16 protein-coding genes are annotated in these 20,698 nt (G+C 68.3%); 10 read left to right on the forward strand and 6 right to left on the reverse strand.

The annotated features are described in order from the left end of the window. The first annotated feature begins 32 nt into the window (after positions 1 to 32). Together OB08_RS11680 and OB08_RS11685 are read left to right on the forward strand one after the other, a co-directional pair. Positions 33 to 791: an IclR family transcriptional regulator gene (locus OB08_RS11680; protein ID WP_461474896.1), complete on the forward strand. Its 759-nt coding sequence runs from the start codon at positions 33 to 35 to the stop codon at positions 789 to 791. Between the two features lies 1 nt (position 792). Further along, positions 793 to 1,557, forward strand: a complete 765-nt coding sequence (locus OB08_RS11685; RefSeq protein WP_461474898.1) for an IclR family transcriptional regulator — start codon at positions 793 to 795, stop codon at positions 1,555 to 1,557. Between the two features lie 63 nt (positions 1,558 to 1,620). On the opposite strand, the gene dctP is transcribed toward OB08_RS11685, so the two are convergent. After that, positions 1,621 to 2,682: a TRAP transporter substrate-binding protein DctP gene (dctP, locus tag OB08_RS11690; protein ID WP_461474900.1), complete on the reverse strand. Its 1,062-nt coding sequence runs from the start codon at positions 2,680 to 2,682 to the stop codon at positions 1,621 to 1,623. A 272-nt stretch (positions 2,683 to 2,954) separates the two neighbouring features. Between dctP and OB08_RS11695 the strand changes: the two genes are divergently transcribed. Next, positions 2,955 to 4,058, forward strand: coding sequence for a Gfo/Idh/MocA family protein (locus tag OB08_RS11695; protein ID WP_461474902.1), 1,104 nt, complete (start codon positions 2,955 to 2,957; stop codon positions 4,056 to 4,058). A gap of 25 nt (positions 4,059 to 4,083) precedes the next feature. Further along, complete coding sequence (locus OB08_RS11700) at positions 4,084 to 5,436, forward strand: FAD-dependent oxidoreductase (protein ID WP_461474904.1); 1,353 nt, start codon at positions 4,084 to 4,086, stop codon at positions 5,434 to 5,436. 4 nt (positions 5,437 to 5,440) lie between these two features. Here the strand turns inward: OB08_RS11700 and OB08_RS11705 are convergent, their stop codons facing one another. The 4 genes from OB08_RS11705 to OB08_RS11720 form a co-directional block, all read right to left on the reverse strand. Beyond that, positions 5,441 to 5,893 carry a type II 3-dehydroquinate dehydratase gene (locus tag OB08_RS11705; protein WP_461474906.1) on the reverse strand — a complete coding sequence of 151 codons (453 nt, stop codon included), beginning with the start codon at positions 5,891 to 5,893 and terminating at the stop codon, positions 5,441 to 5,443. Between the two features lie 78 nt (positions 5,894 to 5,971). Beyond that, a complete protein-coding gene (locus tag OB08_RS11710; RefSeq protein WP_461474908.1) occupies positions 5,972 to 7,252 on the reverse strand; it encodes a TRAP transporter large permease in 1,281 nt (426 codons plus the stop codon). Positions 7,253 to 7,255: 3 nt separating this feature from the next. Continuing rightward, a complete protein-coding gene (locus OB08_RS11715) occupies positions 7,256 to 7,906 on the reverse strand; it encodes a TRAP transporter small permease (RefSeq protein ID WP_461474909.1) in 651 nt (216 codons plus the stop codon). A 205-nt stretch (positions 7,907 to 8,111) separates the two neighbouring features. Further along, a complete protein-coding gene (locus OB08_RS11720; protein WP_461474911.1) occupies positions 8,112 to 10,802 on the reverse strand; it encodes an outer membrane protein assembly factor BamB family protein in 2,691 nt (896 codons plus the stop codon). A 297-nt stretch (positions 10,803 to 11,099) separates the two neighbouring features. Between OB08_RS11720 and OB08_RS11725 the strand changes: the two genes are divergently transcribed. Genes OB08_RS11725 through OB08_RS11740 form a run of 4 tightly spaced genes read left to right on the forward strand, consistent with a single transcriptional unit; the run spans position 11,100 to position 17,899 of the window. Then, complete coding sequence (locus OB08_RS11725; RefSeq protein ID WP_461474913.1) at positions 11,100 to 12,551, forward strand: aldehyde dehydrogenase family protein; 1,452 nt, start codon at positions 11,100 to 11,102, stop codon at positions 12,549 to 12,551. Beyond that, the gene (locus OB08_RS11730) at positions 12,548 to 13,414 is read left to right on the forward strand and encodes a citryl-CoA lyase (protein ID WP_461474915.1); all 867 of its coding nucleotides are present in this window, start codon (positions 12,548 to 12,550) and stop codon (positions 13,412 to 13,414) included. Before OB08_RS11725 ends, OB08_RS11730 begins: the two co-directional genes overlap by 4 nt. After that, the gene (locus OB08_RS11735) at positions 13,411 to 15,186 is read left to right on the forward strand and encodes a thiamine pyrophosphate-binding protein (RefSeq protein WP_461474917.1); all 1,776 of its coding nucleotides are present in this window, start codon (positions 13,411 to 13,413) and stop codon (positions 15,184 to 15,186) included. The genes OB08_RS11730 and OB08_RS11735 overlap by 4 nt, the downstream gene beginning before the upstream one ends. Before the next feature lie 7 nt (positions 15,187 to 15,193). Next, positions 15,194 to 17,899, forward strand: a complete 2,706-nt coding sequence (locus OB08_RS11740) for a TIM barrel protein (protein ID WP_461474919.1) — start codon at positions 15,194 to 15,196, stop codon at positions 17,897 to 17,899. 951 nt (positions 17,900 to 18,850) lie between these two features. Here the strand turns inward: OB08_RS11740 and OB08_RS11745 are convergent. Further along, positions 18,851 to 19,108 (reverse strand): PLDc N-terminal domain-containing protein, encoded by a 258-nt coding sequence (locus tag OB08_RS11745; protein ID WP_461474921.1) that lies wholly within the window; start codon positions 19,106 to 19,108, stop codon positions 18,851 to 18,853. A gap of 158 nt (positions 19,109 to 19,266) precedes the next feature. On the opposite strand from OB08_RS11745, the gene OB08_RS11750 reads away from it, so the two are divergent. After that, a complete protein-coding gene (locus tag OB08_RS11750) occupies positions 19,267 to 19,962 on the forward strand; it encodes a hypothetical protein (RefSeq protein ID WP_461474922.1) in 696 nt (231 codons plus the stop codon). A gap of 139 nt (positions 19,963 to 20,101) precedes the next feature. Continuing rightward, complete coding sequence (locus tag OB08_RS11755) at positions 20,102 to 20,548, forward strand: ArsR/SmtB family transcription factor (protein ID WP_461474924.1); 447 nt, start codon at positions 20,102 to 20,104, stop codon at positions 20,546 to 20,548. Positions 20,549 to 20,698: the final 150 nt, after the last annotated feature.

The following is a 20,698-nucleotide window of genomic DNA, read 5'->3' on the forward strand; positions in this document are numbered from 1 at the left end:
TGCTGATTCAACCTGGTGCGGAGGGCTGCGCGATGACACGTCTCGCCGAATGGAACACACCCGCGTCCGAGCCTGCTCCGCCCAACTCGGTTCTGGGCCGCATGATCGCCATCCTCGATGCTGTCAAGGAATCCGGCGGTCCGGTGACGATCACCGACCTCGCTCTGCACACCGGGCTGCCGAAGTCGACCGCCTCGCGCATGGTGGCGGATCTCACCTCGCAGCGATACCTCGACAGGTCCGACGATGGGGTGGTCCTCGGTCTGCGCCTGTTCGAGCTGGGGGCGCGGGCGAGCCTGCCCCGCCGACTGCTCGCCGCGGCGGGGCCCGTCATCCGCAACCTCTGCGACGCCACGGGCGAACGTGTCGGGCTGTGGGTCCAGCAGGGCAGCGACATGGTCGCGATCGCCGCCGTGCCCGGCCGGCTCCCGATGCTTCCGGCGCGGGCCGGCATGCGCTCGCCGGCTCTGACCACGGCGAGCGGCAAGGCCTATCTCGCCTTCTGCGCCGATCCGGGCGTGGTGAACCGCATCGCAGCCCCGCTCGTAGAGGAGGCGGCTGCGCATTTCCGAGACGAGCTCACCCACGTCCGCGCCGCCGTGCTGGCCACCGACATCGATGTGTCCTACCCCGGAATCGCGGCCGTGGCGACTCCCGTGATGTCTCCGGACCGCGTCGTCCTCGGCGCGATCTCGATCGCCGGCCCCAGCGGCGCCATGGACCCTGCCGGCGTGTCGCCGCTCGTCCGCGCCGCCGGCGCGACGGTCACGCGTCGCCTCGCGGCGGCGTGACGTGCGCACCGCCGACTGGACCGAATCGGTCAGCGTCCTCGACCGCGTGACCGCGGTGTTCGAGGCGTTCGGCGAGCAGGACGGAGGGCTCGGCGTGTCCGAGCTCGCGCGCCGGGCGAACATCCCCAAGTCGACGGTCTCCCGGATCGCCGCGGAGCTCGTGGAGCAGCGCTTCCTCGACCGCGAGGGCGACAAGTTCTATCTCGGTGTCCGGCTCTTCGAGCTCGGCCAAACCGTGGACCAGCCGCGCAGACTCCGCCGCTTCGCCCAGCCGGTGATGAGCGAGCTCAGGGATCTCACGGGTCAGTCCGTCCAGCTCGCCATCCTCGACGGCGCCGATGTCGTCTTCGTGGCCATCGTGCGCAGCGCACCCACGCTCCGGCCGCATGCGACGATCGGCGGCCGGCTTCCAGCGCACACGACCGCGCTGGGGAAGGCGCTGTTGGCCTACTCCCCGCGGGACGTGGTCGACCGGGTGATCCGGACGGGCCTGTCGCGGCGGACCGCGCACACCATCACCGATCCCCAGCTTCTCGTTGCCGAACTCCGACGCATCAGGAGTCACGGCGTCGCCGTCGAGGTCGAAGAGTGCGTGATCGGACGCGCGTGCGCGGCCAGTCCCGTTCTCGGGTACGCGGACGTCCCGATCGCGGCGATCTCGGTCGCCGGCGATGCCGCTGCCGTCACACCCGACCGGATGGGGCCGTCCGTGCGGGCCGCCGCTGCGACCCTGAGCCGGATGGCCGCCTCGACCCGCTCGGAATGAGACCGGAGCACGATAGAGGGGGCGGATGCCGAAGCACCCGCCCCCTCGCAGCCGGAACGGCTGTCAGCCCGCCATGTCGCGGATGGCCTGGTAGGCCTCGAGGTTCTCGCCCGTGTAGTACCCCTGGAAGAACTCCTCGGCCTGCGAGATGAAGGCGTCCATGTCGATGTCCTCCTTCTCGATGACCGTGAAGGCGTCATCCTCGCGGTACTCGTCGAGGATCTCCTCCGTCGCCTCTTCGACGCACGTGCGGTTCTCGGGACGGATCTCGTGGATGGTCTGCTCGAGCAGCTCGGCCTGCTCGTCGCTCATCTTCTCGTAGGTCTTGTCGCTGACGATGAGCCAGTGGATGCCCACGTTGTGGTCGTTGAGGACCGCCGTGTTCAGCACCTCGTCGTAGCTCGAGGACCGCGTGGCCACGATCGGATTCTCTTGACCGACCGCGATGCCCTGCTGCAACGCGGAGTAGACCTCCTCGACGGCGACCGATACGGGGTTGTCGACGCCGAGGGCTTCGGCGTTGGCCAGGAACTGCGGCGAGTTCGGGAAGCGCATCGGGATCCCCGCGAGGTCGTCGGGGCTGCGGACCTCGACATCCTTCGTGGTGAACGTACGGTTGCCGAAGAACCACCCGTCGACGATGTTGACGCCCGTCGCCTCGTGGAACGAGGTGAACAGGTCCTCCGACCCCTCGTCGATCCACTGGAACGCATGATCGACGTCGTCGAACGCGTACGCCGCGTCGACGACCCCGATCGGCTCGAACGTCGAGCTGAGCGCGGAGGCGCCCTGCAGGTCGATGTCGATGTCGCCGGCCTGTACGAGGGGGAAGCGGTCGGCGTCCGGGCCGAGCTGGCTGGCCGGGAACAGCTCCACGGTGAAGCCGATGTCGGCGGCCTCCAGGCGCTCCTGGAGCAGTTCGACGCCGCAGTAGTAGTTCGGCGTCTCCTCGTTCTGGCTCGTCGCCACGGTCAGCGTGACGGGTTCGTTCGCTGAATCGGATCCGGGCTCGGTGCTCCCGCCTCCACCACCGCCGCCACCGGCGCAGCCGGTGACGATGAGGGCTGATGCTGCGAGCACCGACGCGGCGAGGCGACCTCGGCGCGTCGATCGGGCTGTGCCCATGTGACTCTCCTCTTACTCTGTGCACGTCGTCGTGCAGGTGCGGACGTGACGTTCGATGACCGCGTGGCGTCGGGAAGTGCAAGTCGAAGGAATCCCGTCGACGGCGCCGATCACGGCCCTGTGGCAGTGCCGACTCTCTCGGACTCGCATGCGTTCGCAAAGCGATGTCCCGTCGAGTGGAACAGGCGTTCGCACCGCGGCTCAGGGCGCCCGGCCACTGAATGGGACGACGAGGATGATGCGGTCCATCGTGCCATACGCTCAGTCGGATCATGACTGGCGAACGGGTACACAGCGGCCGGCTGCCGTCCACGCGGCTCGGGGTCATCGGCGCCGGCTTCATGGGGCGCCAGCACATCGACTTCGTGCGAGCGGCACCCGGCGTGGAGCTCGTAGCCGTCGCCGATCCGGCCGCGCTCGACCCGGCGGAGCTCGACTGCCCGCACTTCGGCACGACCGCACAGCTGCTCGCCAACGGCGCCGTGGACGCGGTCATCATCGCCAACCCGACCGCCCTTCACGTCGACACCGCGATCGAGTGCCTTCGTGCGGGGGTCGCCGTGCTGCTCGAGAAGCCGATCGCCGGCGACTACGCCTCGTCGCTGCGGCTCGTCGACGAAGTCGAGCGGCTGCGGGGCCGCCTTCTGGTGGGCCACCATCGAAGACATCATCCCGCGATCGCACGGGCGCGGGAGGCCCTCGACGACGGTGCGCTCGGCCGCCTCGTGGCTGTCAGCGGGCTGTGGTCCGCCCGCAAAGAGGACGCCTACTTCGACGACATCCCCTGGCATCGTGAAGCAGGAGCGGGCGTCATGCTGATCAACGCCGTCCACGACCTCGATCTCCTGCGCCATCTGTGCGGGGAGGTCGCCGAGGTGCAGGCGATGGCGAGCACCGCGGCACGGGGACTCGACGTCGAAGACACGGTGTCGCTCAGCCTCCGATTCGAGAGTGGAGCGGTCGGCAGTTTCCTCGCCTCGGATGCGGGCGTGTCGCCGTGGGGCTGGGACCAGTCGACCGAGGAGACGCTCTCGTTCCCTTACTTCCCCGACGGCGTCGCGTATCGAGTGGTCGGCACTCGCGGCGCCCTCTCGGTGCCGAATCTCGCACACTACGGCTACGGTCCGTCGGTGTCACCGGACTGGCACTCGCCGCTGTCGCGCACGTACCTCCCGGTAGCCCCGCGGGGGTCCTTCCAGGCGCAGCTCGAGCACTTCCTGGGCGTCGTGCACGGCCGGGAGGATCCGCTCGTATCCGCCGAGGACGCCTCCCGCACGCTCGCGCTCGTCGAGGCTGCTGCCCGCTCGGCGCATACCGGCGCCACGGTCGACGTCGCGCGGTTCAGAGCCGACGCGCAGGCTCAGGCGGGCCGATGATCCTCGGCCGGGCGGAGGGCGCTCGATGACCGGAGCCGCGGAGTTCGACGCGGTGGTCGTCGGCGGAGGACTGGCGGGGCTGGCCGCGGCTCACCGGCTCGCGGAGTCAGGGCGGCGCGTTGCGCTTCTCGAGAAGCGCGACACGCTGGGCGGAAGCTCCGCGATGAGCGGCGGATGGTTCGCATTCTCCGGAACAGATCTGCAGCGGCGCGTAGGCGTCGCAGACTCCGACGAGATCTTCCTCTCCGACATGGAGGCCAGCGGGGGCGGAGCGGCCGATCCTCGGCTGCTCGCTGCGATGGTGGCGCGGCAGGCGGTCGGGATCGACGTCATCGATCGCGCAGCGGCCTGGACCGACGAGCTCAAGGTGAGTGCCGGCATGACTCGTGCGCGCGCGCACCTGGTCCGGATCCGCGCCCTGCTCGCGTTCCTGCGAGCGAGCGCCGTCGAGTCCGGTGCCGAGATCCTGCTCGCCCGTCGCGCGGACGAACTCGTCGTCGAGGGGGACCGCGTCTCCGGCGTCCGCAGCGGCGGCTCCGTCTTCCGCGCGGTCGACGGGGTCGTCCTGACGACCGGCGGCTTCTCCCGCTCGCGTGAGCTGATCGAGCTCTTCGTCCCTCACCAGGCCGCGGCGATGCCGTACGGCGGCCCCGGGAACTCGGGCGACGGATTGCGCATGGCGTGGCGTCACGGCGCCGGTCTCGCCGATGTCGGCCACATCGCCGGCACGTACGGGCAGCACGCCGAGACGACGGACGATGAGCACGAGCTGCTCACGGCGAACTACCTGGGCGCGATCCTGGTGAACGCCCACGGCGAGCGGTTCATCGACGAGTCGCTGTCCTACAAGATCCTCGGGTCTGCCGTCCTGGCGCAGCCGGGGGCGGCTGCCTGCCAGGTCTTCGACGCGGTCGTCCGTGCGCGGTCCCGGCCGGGTGTGCCACTGTCGGACATCGACCGCATCGAGGAGCTCGGCCATCTGGTCAGCGCGCCGACGATCCGTGCCCTTGCCGAAGCGCTCGCCATTCCGCGGGCGACGCTCGAGCGCACCGTCGCCGACTACAACCGGGCCGCCGGAGGCGGTCGCGACGTCTTCGGGCGCGTGGGCCTGGTGAACGGCGTCGGCGATCTCGTTCCGGTGCTGGAGCCGCCGTTCTACGCCTACCCCGCGGTCACGGCGATGACATCGACCTACGGCGGGCTCACCGTGGCGCCCGACGCCGCGGTGCTTCGGGTGGACCGCTCGCGCATCGACGGACTGTACGCGGCCGGAGAGGTCGTGGGCGGCTTCCACGGCGCGTCGTACATGACCGGGACCGCGCTGACGAAGGCGCTCGTCTTCGGGATCGAGGCGGCCGACGCCCTGGCGCGCGGCTGAGGTCTCAGGACGCGGCCTCCGCGGGCACGAGGCGGTCAACCGCGCGCAGCGCGAGTTCGTAGCCGAAGACGCCGGCGCCCGCGATCACCACGCGCGAGACGGTCGAGATCAGCGAGTGCTGGTGGACGGCGTCTCGCGCGTGGATGTTCGTGATGTGCACCTCGACGACAGGCGTCGTGAGCATGCGGAGCGCGTCGAGCAACGCGACCGAGTTGAAGCTCAGCGCCGCCGGGTTGATGACCACGGCCGACTGTGACCGGAACGCGTCATGCACCCACTCGACGAGTTGATGCTCGGCGTTCGTCTGCCGGAACGTCAGGTCGAGACCCAGCTCCGTCGCCACTCGGCTGCAGTCCTCTCGCACGTCGTCGAGGGTCGCGCGCCCGTACAGCTCGGGTTCTCGAGCGCCGAGCATGTTCAGGTTCGGACCGTTGAGCACGAACACGCTACGGGGCATGCGCACCACCTTCTTCCTGAGATTCCGAGGTCCGCCGCGACGCCGGGAGCGTCACGGCGGACCTCGCCGGGAACGTCGCTACATCAAGCCGAGCAGAGTCGGCAGGCTCGTCACGATGACCGGGAAGAGTGTGAGCAGGAGGAGCACGACGCCGAGCGGGATGAGGAAGGGCAGGATGCCGCGGAACAGCTCGCCCATCGGTCTGCGTGTGATCGACCCGACGACGAACAGCACGGCGCCGACCGGTGGTGTCAGCGAACCGATCATCAGGTTGAGGATCATGATCACACCGAGCTGCACCGGATCGATGCCGAACTGCGTGGCGATCGGCATGAGGATCGGCACGAGCACGAGGATCACCGGCGGCGCCTCGAGCGGGATGCCCAGCAGGATCAGCAGCACGTTCAGCAGCAGAAGGAACACGATCGGGTTGTCGGTGATGCCGGTCAGCCACTCGCCGAGCGCACGAGACACCTGCTCGCGAGCGAGCACCTGGCCCATGAGATTGGATGCGCCGAGGATCAGCAGGATGCCGCCCGAGATCACGACCGTCTCCTTCGCGGACTTCCAGAAGACCTTCCAGTTGAGCGTCCGGTAGATGACACCCAGGAAGAGCATGTACACCGCCGCGATGCCGGCGCTCTCGGTGGCGGTGAACAGGCCGCTGAAGATGCCGCCCAGGATGATGACGGGCAGCATCGCCGGGCCGATCACCCGCGCCGCAGCCTTCCCGAGCATCCCTCCGTCGAACGGTCGGCTCGCAGCGATGTCGGGGTGGCGACGCACCCAGATGAAGATGTATGCCGCGAGTCCGAGCGCCATCAGCATCGCGGGGACGATCGACCCCGCGAAGAGCGCGCCGGTCGAGATCGACGCGGTCGCCGCGAAGAGGACGGCCGGAATGCTCGGCGGCATTATGGTGCTCATCAGCGAGCCCGATGCTGTCAGACCGGCCGAGAAGCCGTACGGGTAGCCCGCCTTGAGCATCTGCGGGATCTGCACCTTGCTGGTGGACGCAGCATCGGCGAGCGCCGACCCGCTGATCCACGAGAACCCGATCGCGGTGCCGAGGTTCACGTACGCCAGGTTGCCCGGAAGACGGGGAAGCAGTGCGCGGGCGAGATCGTAGAGCCGCGTGGCGATGCCGAGGTTGTTGGCGATGGAGCCGACGAAGATGAACAGCGGTACCGCCAGGAGCGGGAAGCTGTTGATGCCGTTGACGATCGACGAGATGGCGTATCCCGCCGAGAGCCCGTGGCTGTAGAAGTAGAGCATGCTCGACGCGATCATCGCGAAGGCGACGGGGACGCGGAGGAGCAGGAAGACGACGAAGAGCAGGATGTAGAGCCAGAGATCCATGCGTCAGCCCTCCATCTCGCCGATGTCGAGCTTGCGCTCCGGGCGGTGGGCGTAGGGGATCTTGAAGGACGAGTGGATAGCGGCCGAGACGAACCCGATCAGCGCGAAGACGTAGATCACGCCGAGCGGCAGGTGCATCGCCGCGCTCAGTCGACCCCACTCCGTCTCGATCTTCACCCACGCCTCGTAGGCGAGGGCGATGCTCGTGATGACCATGATCACGGCAGAGATCACGCGCAGGGCGACGAAGAGCTTCGTGCCCGCGAGGAGCTCGTCGAAGATCTCGAGGACGATGTGACCGTTGCGGCCTACGAGGTAGCCCGTCGTGATGAAGGTGAGGGCGATCATCGAGAGGAGCGCGAGCTCGCCCGCTCCCACCCAGCTGACCGAAGGGAAGTACCGACCCAGCACCTGGTACATCACCCCGAAGATGATGAACGCGAAGAGCGTCACGCCGATCGTGATCTCGATCGCGGAGAGCACGCGGATGAACATCGGGTCGGCGGGCACGCCCTGATTGAGCCGGGGCGTGGTGTAGTACGTATTCGTCTGCGGGTAGATCGAGCCCTCGAGGTCCGCCTCGGAAGCCTTCCGCTCGGCGTCCTCGGGACGGCGGTCCTCCGGCTCGGGGACGGGCCCTTGGTTGTCCGTCATGGCGCCTCCGCCACGCTGTCAGGGTGCATTGCCAACCTCTCTGTTGATGCAGGACCAGCGTGTGCGCGCACATCGCCGCCCCTGAGACTCTGGTCGTTGATCCCTCGGGTGCAAAGACGAGTCTCGCCGAATGGGACAGCGCCCGCACACGGCGGTCCGCCCCCGTCCTGGCGGGCGGGGGCGGACCGTGGAGAAGCGCGAGCGTCTACTTGCGGACGGTGACCGTTGCGCTCGACGAGAGCTGCTGCTGCACACCGTCGGCGTTGAGCACATTGACTCTCAGCGTCAGGTCGACCTCACCCGTCGGCACATTGTTGTCGACGTCGGCGGCCGCGAACTGGACGATGATCCGGTTCTTGTTCCCGACGACCTTCGCCGCGGGGATCGGCTGCTTTCCGAGAGGCGTGACGAGAACCGCCCCGCTGTCGTAGGAGTATCCGGCTGGCACCTCGAACTGCGCGGTGACCTTCCCGTTGACCCCGGTGAAGAGCCCCGTCCCCGACCCCAGATCGAGACGACCGGGCGTGAAGCTCAGCGCTCCGGGCTGGTCCTGAGGCGTGAGGTAGACATCGATCTTCCCGGTGGGGCGGGGGTCGGTGCAGTCGTTGAAGAAGTACTCGCCCGCACGGTCGAACGTGTGCTGGTACGTCTCCCCCGGCTGCAGCTTGACGTTGAACTCCCCCTCGAAGAACTGCGTGGCGCAGTGCGGCTTCAGGTTGGGGAAGTTCGGGAACGTCTCGGCCCCGGGGTTGCGGAATGTCACCGTGGTCCCCACGGGCACGCGCAGGTGGGTCGGCTGCATTCCGCTGGTCGACACGCTGTCGCGCGCGGCGGCCGTATCGGCCGTGCGGCTGCTGCGCGCGAGCAGCACCGTGTTGCCGACCGTCTCGCCCGCGACGCCTGCGCCGCTGACGGGGCGTCGCATGGCCAGCGGTCCGGTGAGGGGGCCCTCCTGGCTTCCCGAGTCCGTCGTGAAGTCACCGCCGAGCTTGAACGCCCACAGCGAGTCGCCCTCGGTCACCGTGCCGCCGTAGGGGTTGGTCGAGCCTGCGGCGAAGACGGCGACGTACTGCTCCCCGTCGATCTCGTAGGTGACCGGGGCCGCGGCGATGCCCGAGCCCGTCTGGAACTGCCAGAGGACGTCTCCGTCCACAGCATCCATCGCCAGAACCCGTCCGTCGATCTGCCCGACGAAGAGCAGGTCGGATGCCGTGGTCAGCGGCCCCTGGCCGTGCGACATGTCGGTGCCGAGGTGGTTGGTCCAGGCGACCTCACCCGTCGAGGCGTCGTACGCCAGGATGCCGCCGGTCTGGTACTGACCGATCGCCCGCAGGCCGTTCGCGGAGGCGCCGTTGTAGTGCGCGACCGGGTTCGTGCCGTAGGGGAAGTACACCAGGTTGGTGCTGTGGCTGTACGAGTGGTTCGACCAGTCGCCGCCGCCGTTCTGGCTGGTGGTGGACAGGATCGGAACGTCCCACTGGGGGTCGTACATGCAGCCCTCGCGGTGTCCGGATGATCCTTCGGGGTAGCTGAGGAAGGGCTCGTCCACCTTGACGTAGCTGTCGGGGTTGAAGACGAGGTTCCCGGCTTCGTCCGGCTGGTAGCCGTTGTAGTTCGGCACGCCTCGCCACGGGTCGCCGGGGATGTTCTCGGGGTCGAGCTTCTCCCACACCAGGCACTCCGGGAGCAGTCGCGTCTCGGGGAAGGGCTGGGTCTCGGCGTGCGCCTGTCGCGAGTCGGTGATCATCTCCTTCTCGATCACCGGCAGGACCGGCTCGCCGTTCGTGCGGTCGACCACGAACTGGTGTCCCGACTTGCTGCCGTAGAAGACGACCTTCCGCTCCACACCGTCCACGACGATGTCGGCGAGGGTCGGGGGGTGCACGTTGTCCATGTCCCACACGTCGTGCCGGATCGACTGATAGTGCCACTTGTAGTCGCCACTCGCGGCGTCGACGGCGACCATCGTGCTCGAGAACAGATTGTCGCCCGGTCGCAGCGAGCCGTCCTGCGACGTGTTGCAGCTGCGGGCGTTGCCGAAGGTCATGATGTACAGCCCGAGTTCGGGGTCGACGGCGCCGTGCATCCACGACGTCGCGCCTCCTTCTTCGGCGCAGTCGGTCCCGTCGGGAAGCACGGGCCCCCACGTCTCGGACGCATTGAAGGTCTCGCCGTTCACCCCGGTGAACTGCTCGCCCCGCTTGGGGCCGCCGAAGAAGTGCCACAGGTACGAGCCATCGCTCGCGTCGAGGGCGACCACCGCTCCTCGGTCGCCGTCCGCCGCGTGGGCGTAGACGATGCCGTCGTAATAGACGGTCGCGACCTTTCCGACCCGGCCGAGGTCCTCGCCCTGCGGACCGACGGGCTGCGCAGCCCAGAGCTCCTCGCCGGAGGCCTGGTCGAGCGCGACGACCCGGTTCCCGCCCGCGAGCGTGTAGATCCGCCCCTCGCCCGCCGACACGCCCCGCCGAGTGCCCGACAGCCCGTAGACGCTGTTCTCCCACTTCCAGACCGGTTCGCCCGACGCGCCGTCCACGGCGATCACTCCGCCGCTGGGGGTGTCGAGGTAGAGGATCCCGTCCACCACGATGGGGGTCGTCTGCTGTCCGGTGTCGTTCGACGCCGGCGCCACCTCGGAGACGTGCGTCCGCCACGTCGGTGCAAGGTCCTTCAGGTTCCGCTTGGTGATCTGAGTCAGTCCGGAGTAGTGCTGGTTGCCCAGGTTCCCCCCGACGGTCGGCATATCGGCGCCGGTCGGCTCGACGCCGGTGAGCTCCGAAGGCCCGGCCGGCTCGACCTTCGGTGCCAGAGCGTAGGCGGGCGGCGCAGTCAGGGCGAGCACGAGCAGTGCTCCCACCCCCGCCGTTCCCAGCCTCGTGGTCAGTCGTTTGCGCATCGCGTTGACTCCTTGATCGTCATTGATCGGCCGTCCGCCGGGCTTGCGTCCGTCGGGCGACCCTGGGGGATGTCAGCCGACCCGATCTGGGGGTCGGGGTGGTCGGCCGGCGGTGGGACGCTAACGCCGCGGTTTCCCGGCGGGCAACCGTGCGGCCCATCGAGTGGTACAGCCGCCGAACCACCGTGAGGTCTCGGCCACCGCGCATTCCTGCTCAGTGAGACACGCTTTGTCGGCGATCACGGGCCGTGCGTAGCATGCGGCAGTCGGCATCGGTGCCCCACGGACGGAGTTGTCATGGCTGCCTCAGCCCCCAAGTCGCTGTCGCCTGAACAGGAGGCGGAGCTCGACGATGTCTTCGCCCGCGCACGCGCGGCGCTCGCCGTCATCGAGACCTACGATCAGGACCGCGTCGACCGCCTGATCCGCGCTGTGGCATGGTCGGTCGCCAATCGCTCGTCGTTTCACCGGCTCGTCGGCATGGGTATCCACGAGTCGGGCCTCGGCGACTTCGACAGCCGCATGAACAAGCGCATGAAGATCCGCGGCGTGCTGCGTGACGCCCTGCGCAGTCCCTCGGTGGGCATCATCGAGGAGGACGTCGAGAAGGGCCTCGTCAAGTACGGCAAGCCGGTCGGCATCATCGGCTGCGTGGTGCCGACGACCAACCCCGACCTCACGCCCGCGGGCAACGCGATCTACGCGATCAAGGCGCGCGACGTGGTGGTGTTCTCACCGCATCCTCGCTCGAAGAACACGACCTTCGAGACGGTGCGGCTCATGCGTGAAGCCTTGGAGGCGGAGGGAGCTCCCGCGGACATCCTGCAGTGCATCACGCTTCCGAGCCTCGCCGCCTCGCAGGAGATCATGAAGCGGTCCGACCTCGTGATCGCTACGGGCGGGCAGGGACTCGTCCGCGCGGCGTACAGCTCCGGCACACCTGCCTACGGGGTCGGCGCGGGCAATGCGACCGAGTTCGTCGACGAGACGGCGGATCTCGCAGAGACCGCGCGCAACTGCATGCTCTCGAAGACCTCCGACTTCGGCTCGGGGTGCTCCGCCGACGGAAACGTCCTGGTGCCGGCGAGCCGCTACCGTGACATGCTCGCGGCGCTGCAGAGCGAGGGCGGATATCTGGCGACGGCGGCCGAGCGCGCGGCACTCCAGGCGGTGATGTGGGATGCCGAAGGCCACCGCCTGGCCGACACGGTGGCGGTATCGCCGCAGGCGCTCGCGCGCGCCGCGGGATTCGAGGTGCCGCCGGGCACGCGGTTCATCGTCGTCGAGGGCGACGGAATCGCAGAGGACCGGCAGTTCTGCAAGGAGAAGCTCACGACACTTATGGCGGTGCACGCGTACGAGGGCTCCTTCGAGGACGGCGTCGAGGTCGCCAAGCGCCTCTACGACATCGGCGGAAAGGGGCACTCCTGCGGCATCGCGTCGACCGACGACGCCCACATCGACTACTTCGCACGGCATATGCCGGTGTCCCGCATCATGGTCCGCCAGCCGAACTCGAAGGCGAACGCCGGTTCGTTCACCAATGGGATGCCGATGACCTCTTCGATGGGATGCGGCACGTGGGGCGGCAACATCACCTCGGAGAACGTCTCGCTGCGCCACTACCTGAACACGACGTGGGTGTCACGCACCATCGCGGAGGACCGGCCGACCGACCGGGACCTTTTCGGCGACTTCTACGACCCTGCGCTCGAGGAGACCGAACCGGTGAGGACGGCAGCGTCGTGAGCGCCGACGCGGACGAGCGCACGGAGGCGAGCGACGCGGCACTGGTCGACGAAGCGCGACGGTGGTGGCACACCGACATCATCGATGTCGCCCCCGGCGCGATCTCGCTGCGGGGGTACCCCATCGAGGAGCTCATCGGCCGGGTCGGATTCGTCGACACGATCTGGCTGATGCTCCGGGGCGAGCTGCCTTCCCGTGCGGAGGCCGATCTGCTGGAGGCGGCCATGGTCGCCTCGGTCGACCACGGGCCCCAGGCCCCCTCGATCGCGATCGCCCGCATGGCCACCACCTGCGGCTCGCCGGTGAACGGGGCGATGGCATCGGCGATCAACGTGCTCGACGACATCCACGGCGGGCCCGGCCAGCAGTGCATGGAGCTCTATCTCGAGATCGATGCCGAGCTCGGCGCGGGCGAGGACGTCGAGAGCGTCACCCGCGCCGTGCTCGAGCGACGGCGTGCCGCAGGCATGACCTACGTCCCCGGATTCGGCCACCGTTTCCACCCGCTCGACCCGCGCACGCCGCGCCTGCTGTCGATCGTCGACCGCGCCGCGGATGACGGAACGATCGACGGACGCTTCGCACGGATCGGCCGCGCTGTCGAGGACGCAATCAGCGCCGGCCGCACGCGCCGCATCCCGATGAACGTCGATGGGGTGACCGCCGTCATCTACTGCGAACTCGGCTTCACGCCCGAGCTCGGGCGCGGCGTGTTCATCCTCGCGCGATCGGTCGGGATCCTCGCGCACGCGGTCGAGCAGATGGAGCAGGGCGGGCGCATCAAGGGCCCGGTCCCGAAGTCGATCGGGTACACCTACACCGGTCCGGCGCGCAGGTCCGTTCCTCAGGAGCGTGGGAAATGAAGGAGAACCAGATGAAGGACCTCGTGTCCAACCAGATCGTCCGCTACCTGGAGGCACGGGACGTCGAGCACATCTTCGGCCTGTGCGGGCACACCAACATCGCCCTGCTCGCGGCCCTCGAGAAGAGCGAACGTCTCGCGTTCGTGAACGTGCGCCACGAGCAGATCGCCGCGCACGCGGCGGACGGCTACGCCCGCGTCACCAAGCGGACCGGGGTCGTGCTCACCCACCTCGGCCCCGGTCTGACGAACGCCACGACCGGTGTGGCCAACGCCGCGCTGGACTCGGTGCCCATGGTCGTCATCGCCGGTGACGTCCCCACGCACTACTTCGGCAAGCATCCGCACCAGGAGATCAACCTGCACGCCGACGCCGCTCAGTACGAGATCTACCGGCCCTTCGTCAAGCGGGCGTGGCGGGTCGATCAGCCGCACCTCGTCGCCGAGGTTCTCGACAAGGCCTTCCGGCTGGCCGAGAGCGGCCGCCCGGGGCCGGTGCTCGTCGATATCCCCATGGACGTCTTCTCCGCCGAGGTCGACGTGGCCTCGTTCGACAGGGTGATCGGCGGGACCCGGTCGCTCGTGAAGCCGAGCCTCGACGAGGCGGTGGCCGAGCGCATCGTCCAGAACCTGCTCGATGCCGAGCGGCCGGTGCTGTACGTCGGCGGGGGCATCGTGGCGGCGGATGCTGCGGCCGAGCTCGCCGAGTTCGCCGACCTGCTTTCGCTGCCGATCGCCCACAGTCTGATGGGCAAGGGGGCGGTCCCCGACGACAACCCGCTCGTGCTGGGCATGACGGGGTTCTGGGGCACGTCGTTCACGAACGAGACGACCCGCACCGCCGATTGGATCCTCGCGCTGGGTACACGCTTCGCGGAGGCGGACTCGAGCTCGTGGTATCCGGAGTACACCTTCGACATCCCCGGCACCAAGCTCATGCAGATCGACGTCGATCCAGCCGAGCTCGGTCGGAACTATCCGCTCGAGATCGGAGCGCTCGCCGATCTGAAGTCGGCGCTGGCAGTGCTCTCCAGCGCAGCTCGGCGCCTTGCCCCCGATGGTGTTCAGCGGCCGGAGCTGCTCGAACGGATCGCCGCCAGTCGCGCGAGCGTCCGTCTCGCCAACGCCGAGGCGCAGGTTTCGGACGACTGGCCCATGCGTCCTGAGCGGATCCTCTCCGAGACGCGGGAGGTGCTCCCGCCCGATGCGATTATCACCACCGATGTCGGGTGGAACAAGAACGGGGTCGGACAGCAGTTCGACATCCTGACCCCGGGGACCTTCCTCACGCCGGGCGGCTTCGCCACGATGGGCTTCGGGGCTCCGGCGGCGGTCGGCGCCAAGATGGCGCGTCCTGATCGCGTGGTGGTGTCGCTCGTCGGCGACGGGGGATTCGGCCAGAATCCCGCGGTCCTCTCGACGGCGCGCGAGGAGAACCTCCCGGTGGTGTGGGTCGTGATGAACAACAATGCGTTCGGCACCATTGCGGGTCTCGAAAAGTCCGCATTCGACACGACGTTCGGGACGGTGTTCGGCAGCGCCGACGACCCGATGTACACCGACTTCGCCGCGATCGCGCAGGCCTACGGCGTGACCGGCATCCGGATCGAGTCGGCCGCGGAGTTCAAGCCGGCCCTCGAACGCGCGATCACGCTGGGAGCGCCGGTCGTCATCGACGTCTCGATGGTCAACGTGCCGACGCCCACGACGGGTCACTGGAACATCCTCGACATCTATTCGCCCGGCGAAAGGGTCGGGCACGTCGCCACGTGAGCCGCGCATGAACGTCGCCCCCGCTATGCGGAACCTCTCCATCTCGACCGTGTGCCTGTCGGGCACGCTCGAGGACAAGATGCGCGCCGCCGCGGCTGCGGGTTTCCGCGGGATCGAGCTGCTCGAGTACGACCTGGTGATGTCGTCGTGGTCGCCGAGGCGCGTCGCCGAGGAGGCCGCCCGGCTGGGGCTGACGATCGATGTCTACCAGCCGTTCCACATCGAGACGGTCGGTGCCGGCCGGTTCGCGGCGACACTGCGCCGCGCCGACAAAAAGCTCGACCTGATGGCCGAGCTCGGCGCGAGCGTCCTGGTCTGCTGTCCTTCGTCGACCGACGACGGGCTCGACGACAACGACCTCGCCGCGGAGCAGCTGCGTGACGTGGCGGAACTCGCGGGCGCGCGGGGCGTTCGGCTCGCCTACGAAGCCGTTCCGTGGGGCAGGGTGCGCACCCATCTGGACGCGTGGAGCCTGGTCGAACGCGTAGACCACCCGTCCCTGGGACTGTGCCTCGACAGCTTCCACGTCCTGTCGCCGCACAACGACCCGGCGGCTGTCTCGCGGGTGCCGGTCGAGAAGGTGTTCCACGTGCAGCTGGCTGATGCGCCGCGCCCCAACCTCGACGTTCGCGAGTGGAGTCTGCACTCTCGGATGTTCCCCGGTCAGGGTGCGCTCGATGTCGCCGGATTCCTCGAGAGCCTGATCGCGCGCGGATATGGCGGGCCCATCGCGCTCGAGGTCTTCAACGACGTCTACCAGCAGGAGGATCCCCGGCACGCGGCCACCGATGCCATGCGGTCGGTCCGCACGCTCGCCGAGACCGTCGCAGCTCGCGGTGACGGCGGTGCTCCCGGCGACCTGCCGGCGGCGCCGAGGCTCGGCGGCTTCGCGTTCGTGGAGCTGGCGGTCGACGAGGTATCGGCCCCGCTCATGTCGCGCGCGCTGGCGTCGCTGGGTTTCACAGAGACGGCGACCCACCGAACGAAGCCCGTGCATCTGTGGGAGCAGGGTGAAGCGCGCGTGCTCCTCAACCACGTGCCCGAACGATCGGTGGATCCCGCAACGGCGTCGATCTGCGCCCTCGCCGTGCAGAGCGCGGATCCGGCGGCCTCGATGCGGAGAGCGGACGCCCTGCTCGCACCGAAGCTCGCCCGGGTGCGGCACGCGGGCGAGTCGGACCTCGCCTCGGTCGCCACCCCCGGCGGGACCGCGCTGTTCTTCTGCGGCTCAGGCGCCGGCGAGGTCTGGCTCGACGACTTCCGGCGGGACGAGGCATCCGGTCTCCGACCGAGCGTGGTGCGGGGAGTCGACCATGTCTCGATCACCGAGTCCGTGGACGACTTCGACCAGTCCGCCCTCTTCCTGCGAACGGTCCTCGGCCTCGTCCCGGGGGAGTCCTCCGAGATCACGGCGCCGTTCGGGCTCATCCGGGGGTGGTCGGCGCGGGATCCCGAGGGTGACGTCCGCATCGCGCTCAGCACGAGCGCCCTGCGGCGCGGCGATTGGGCGCCCGCCATCTCCAGTCCGCAGCTCGTCTCGTTCCGCACCGACGACGCGATCGCCGCGGCCCGAGACATGCGGGAACGCGGTGCACCCATCCTTCGGATCCCGGACAACTACTACGACGATCTCGACGCGCGATTCGATCTACCGGAGGGGCTTCTCGCGCAGCTGCGGGAGCTGTCGATTCTGTATGACCGTGACGAGGACGGCGAGTACTTCCACTTCTTCACGGAGATGCTCGGGTCGAAGGTCTTCTTCGAGATCGTGCAGCGAGTCGGCGGATACGACGGGCTGGGCGATCCCCACACGGTGCCGCTCCGCATGGCCGCCCATCGTCGCCAGCGTCTGCGGATGCGCGCGAGCGCGGCCGGTGAGTCGGCACCGGAAGAGCGCCACGACTACTCCCTCGCGCATCTCACGGCGCTGAGCCTCTCCCCTCCCGAGCTGGTCGATGCGGCGGCGGCGGCGGGGTACCGCTATGTCGGCCTGCGCATGACGAAGGTCACGACGCAGGAGCCGCACTATCCGCTCGCATCCGATCCCGCCCTGATGCGGGCGACGAAGACGCATCTCGCAGCGACCGGGGTCGAGGTGCTCGACATCGAGCTCGCGCGCATGACCTCGGGCGACAGCCCGCGCGACTACCTGCGCTTCCTCGAGGCCGGAGCGGAGCTCGGTGCCCGTCACGTGATCGCACAGCTGCCCGACGCGGACTTCGCACGCAAGGCCGACCGGTTCGCCGAACTCTGCCAGCTCGCCCGCCCGCTCGGGCTGACGGTCGACCTGGAGTTCCCCTCGTGGACGGAGACACCCAGCCTGGCGGAGGCGACGCGCGTGCTGCGAGCGGCGGATCAACCGAACGCCGGCATGCTCATCGACCTGCTCCACTTCGCCCGATCGCGGTCCGATGTCGAGGAACTCCGCACGCTTCCACGCGAGTGGTTCCACTACGCGCACGTGTGCGACGCCCCCGGGGAGATCCCGACGGCGACATCCGAGCTCATCCACACGGCACGGTTCGAGCGGCTCTTCCCTGGCGAGGGCGGCATCGACATGTTCGGCATCCTCGACGCGCTTCCCGACGGCATCCCGTTCGCACTGGAGATCCCGCGGGCGATGCTCGTCGCGCAGGTCGGTCCGAAAGAGCACGCGAGACTGGCGATCAATGCGGCCCGCCGTCATCTCGACGCCGCACACGCGTCACGCTGACGCGGAGGAGGTATCCCGGCGCACCCACCTGAACGCCCGCTGGACCGATGCTGATGCGGACGTTGCCAGCGAGTTTCTCGCGCTCGTGGACCGGCTCAAGAAAGCCCATCCGCGCTGAGGCGATGCTGGCCTGCTGGAGCGAACAGTGCGGCCGCTGGTACTCCCGCTGGTGGATCAGCGAGGCCGAGGTCACCTCTCGTTGTGGTGCCGAGGGGGTCGTTGACGGGATGCTCGGCTTCTACGCCTGGAGTCCCTGGGCAACCGCGCGCATCGAGGAGTTGATGCACTCGCACGCGCGCCGGCTCACCACGAGGGAGCTTTGGCCGGATCCGTGCCGTTACGAGTCGCGCTACCCACACGGCGGAGCGGTCCAGGGGGACGCCTACCTGCTCTCAAGCAGGCCACCTCGCGTCCACGAGGTGGAGCTACCGCTCGATGCTGAGGCCAGGCAGGCATTCAGGCTGGCGCACGATTCGCTCGAGCAGGCCCACCGCTGCATTGACATCGGCAACGGTCGCTGTCAAACGCCCCCGCAGCCGGACGGAAGGTACAGCTTCCCGATGCCGCCATCGAACGACCCCGGACTGACCGACGGTATGTAGCCGGTGGCAAGCGGAATTTTGCCCGCCCGACTGCATCCGGGCTGATCCCGCAGCCGACGCCGATCAGGGCGGCGGCACCAGCGCTTAATGCCGACCCGCGCTCCTCGCCCGACAACGATCGCAACATAGGCTGAAGATCACTTGGCCAGGAGGTCCGATACATGCCTCACCCTCGTCCATCCCCACCGTCACAGGCCCGTGCGCCGACTAGCGCATTGGTGCAGCCGGTGGTGAGGGCGAGGGCCGCCAAGAGGACGGCCCCCACGGAGCCTCGGAGTGGAGCTCAAGGCCTCGCCACCAGATAGCCGGGCGTCGCGCCCGAATAGCGTGGCGTACCGCGATAGTTGCGTCAGCTCTGAGGAAGCTGCGCGGTGTGGTTCATCTTCGGCAGGCCGAAGATGAACCATGCGACTGAGGCGATGATCGGCAGCACGACGACCGCCACCATCCACACGGCGGTGACGGGCCGGCCGAGGTCGTCCCGGTGCCGGTAGATCGACACAAGAGCGGCTATCGCGAGAGCCACGACGGCGATCGCGACAACCGCGAAGACGAGGTCGAAGCCCACAGGGAGGGTGGGGTTCACGGCTGCGCCAGTCTCAAGCATGCTCCGATCGTATCCCGGCGCTCACCGTGTCGGAAAGAGTTTTCCACAGATGTGCGGGATGACGGAAAGCGCAACTATCGGCGGGCCTAAGACTGGTACCCGTTGCGGGTGCACCCCAGCTCCCGCCCCTCCCCAGAGAAAGGATCCTTGTGATCAAAATGCGATCCAAGCCCCTCGCCCGTACCCTGATGGGCACCGTGCTTGTCGCGGCGTTTGCGAGCTCGCTGCTCGCAGCGCCGGCGTACGCAGTCGAGGAATCGCCGCTTGAGCCCGAATTCGTCGCGGAGGTCACGTCGAAGTGGACTCAGTACGGCGTGACCCCGGAGCAGCAGGACGCTCTGCTCGACAAGCTCAGCGCGGGAATGCCCGTCGACGCGATGATGGACACCGCGGTGCCGGTCTCGACCGAGACGCACGAAGACCGGGACTCTCTCGACACGGTGAAGCGCTATGAGGACGGCTCGATCTCGGTGTTCGAGGTCGAGAAGCCCAAGGTCAAGGCCACCGACGGTCCCACGACGATGGTCGTCGAGGGATGCACCAAGAGCGGGACGCGCTGGACTGGCTGCTCGGCCAACGGCTGGTACACGGCCGTGACCCTTGCCTTCAAGGTCAGCATGGATGTGGGAAACCCCAACCTCGGTCGCCCCGCGTACCTCATCAGCTACAACACGCCGACCTTCAAGTGCATGGTCACCAGCTGCACTTACCCGGTGTTCGAGCTCATCCGTACGACTCAGTCGGGAAGCCTCCCGGCAATGGTCAACCTCGCCACCACCTGGAGCAACATCTTCGGCAGCGGCACCACGCGCCTGTCGCTCCAGGTGAAGAACGGCACCGCAAACACCTACTGAGGACACGAAGCAGGTGACAGGCTCGGTCCGCCTTGGGGTGCGCTCGCCTGAGGGTCCCTCCCTATGGGGGCCGGCAAGCGTAGGCGACTGGGTCTAGCGACTGGGGCGCAACCGTACGAGACCCCCGCAGCTCCGCCAAATGGCGAGTGCTGCGGGGGTCTTCGTCGTCGATGGGAGTCTCTGCCTCAGCACGCACAGAGCTCGGACATTCCTTCGCAGTGGGTGGCTGAGGAAGGCGCAACCCGGAACTGAAGCGGTCGCAGACGACGAGGGAGCCGACGACCGCTTCTTCGCCGCTCTCGCGAGCCCCGATCGTCTCGCGATTCTCAGGGAGCTCTGCGTCGTCTGGCGCGAGAACGGTCGGACCGGCTCCCTCAACATCGGCGAAGTGGCTGCACGTACGGAGCAGTCGCGCTTCAGCGCGTCGAGGAATCTGGCCATCCTGCGCGACGCAGGACTGGTCATCGGAGCACGAGATGGGTACCAGGTGCGTCACCGGCTGGACGCCAGCGGCTTCGAGCCACTTGAGGACTGGCTGTACCCGGTGATGGATGTCCTCGCGCAGGGATCCGTTCTGCCCGACTGATGTGTCGGCGGCGGAACGCCAGCGGAAACAACGCGCATGCTCCGCGTGTGAGGTGCTGCGGTCGTCACAGCCCAAGGCCGACGCTGTCAGAGTTCGAACTGAGCTTCCAATTGCTCTAGACCGTGCGGCGGATCATCCGGAGTGCTCGTC

The sequence above is a fragment of the Microbacterium sp. HJ5 genome (assembly GCF_054824025.1).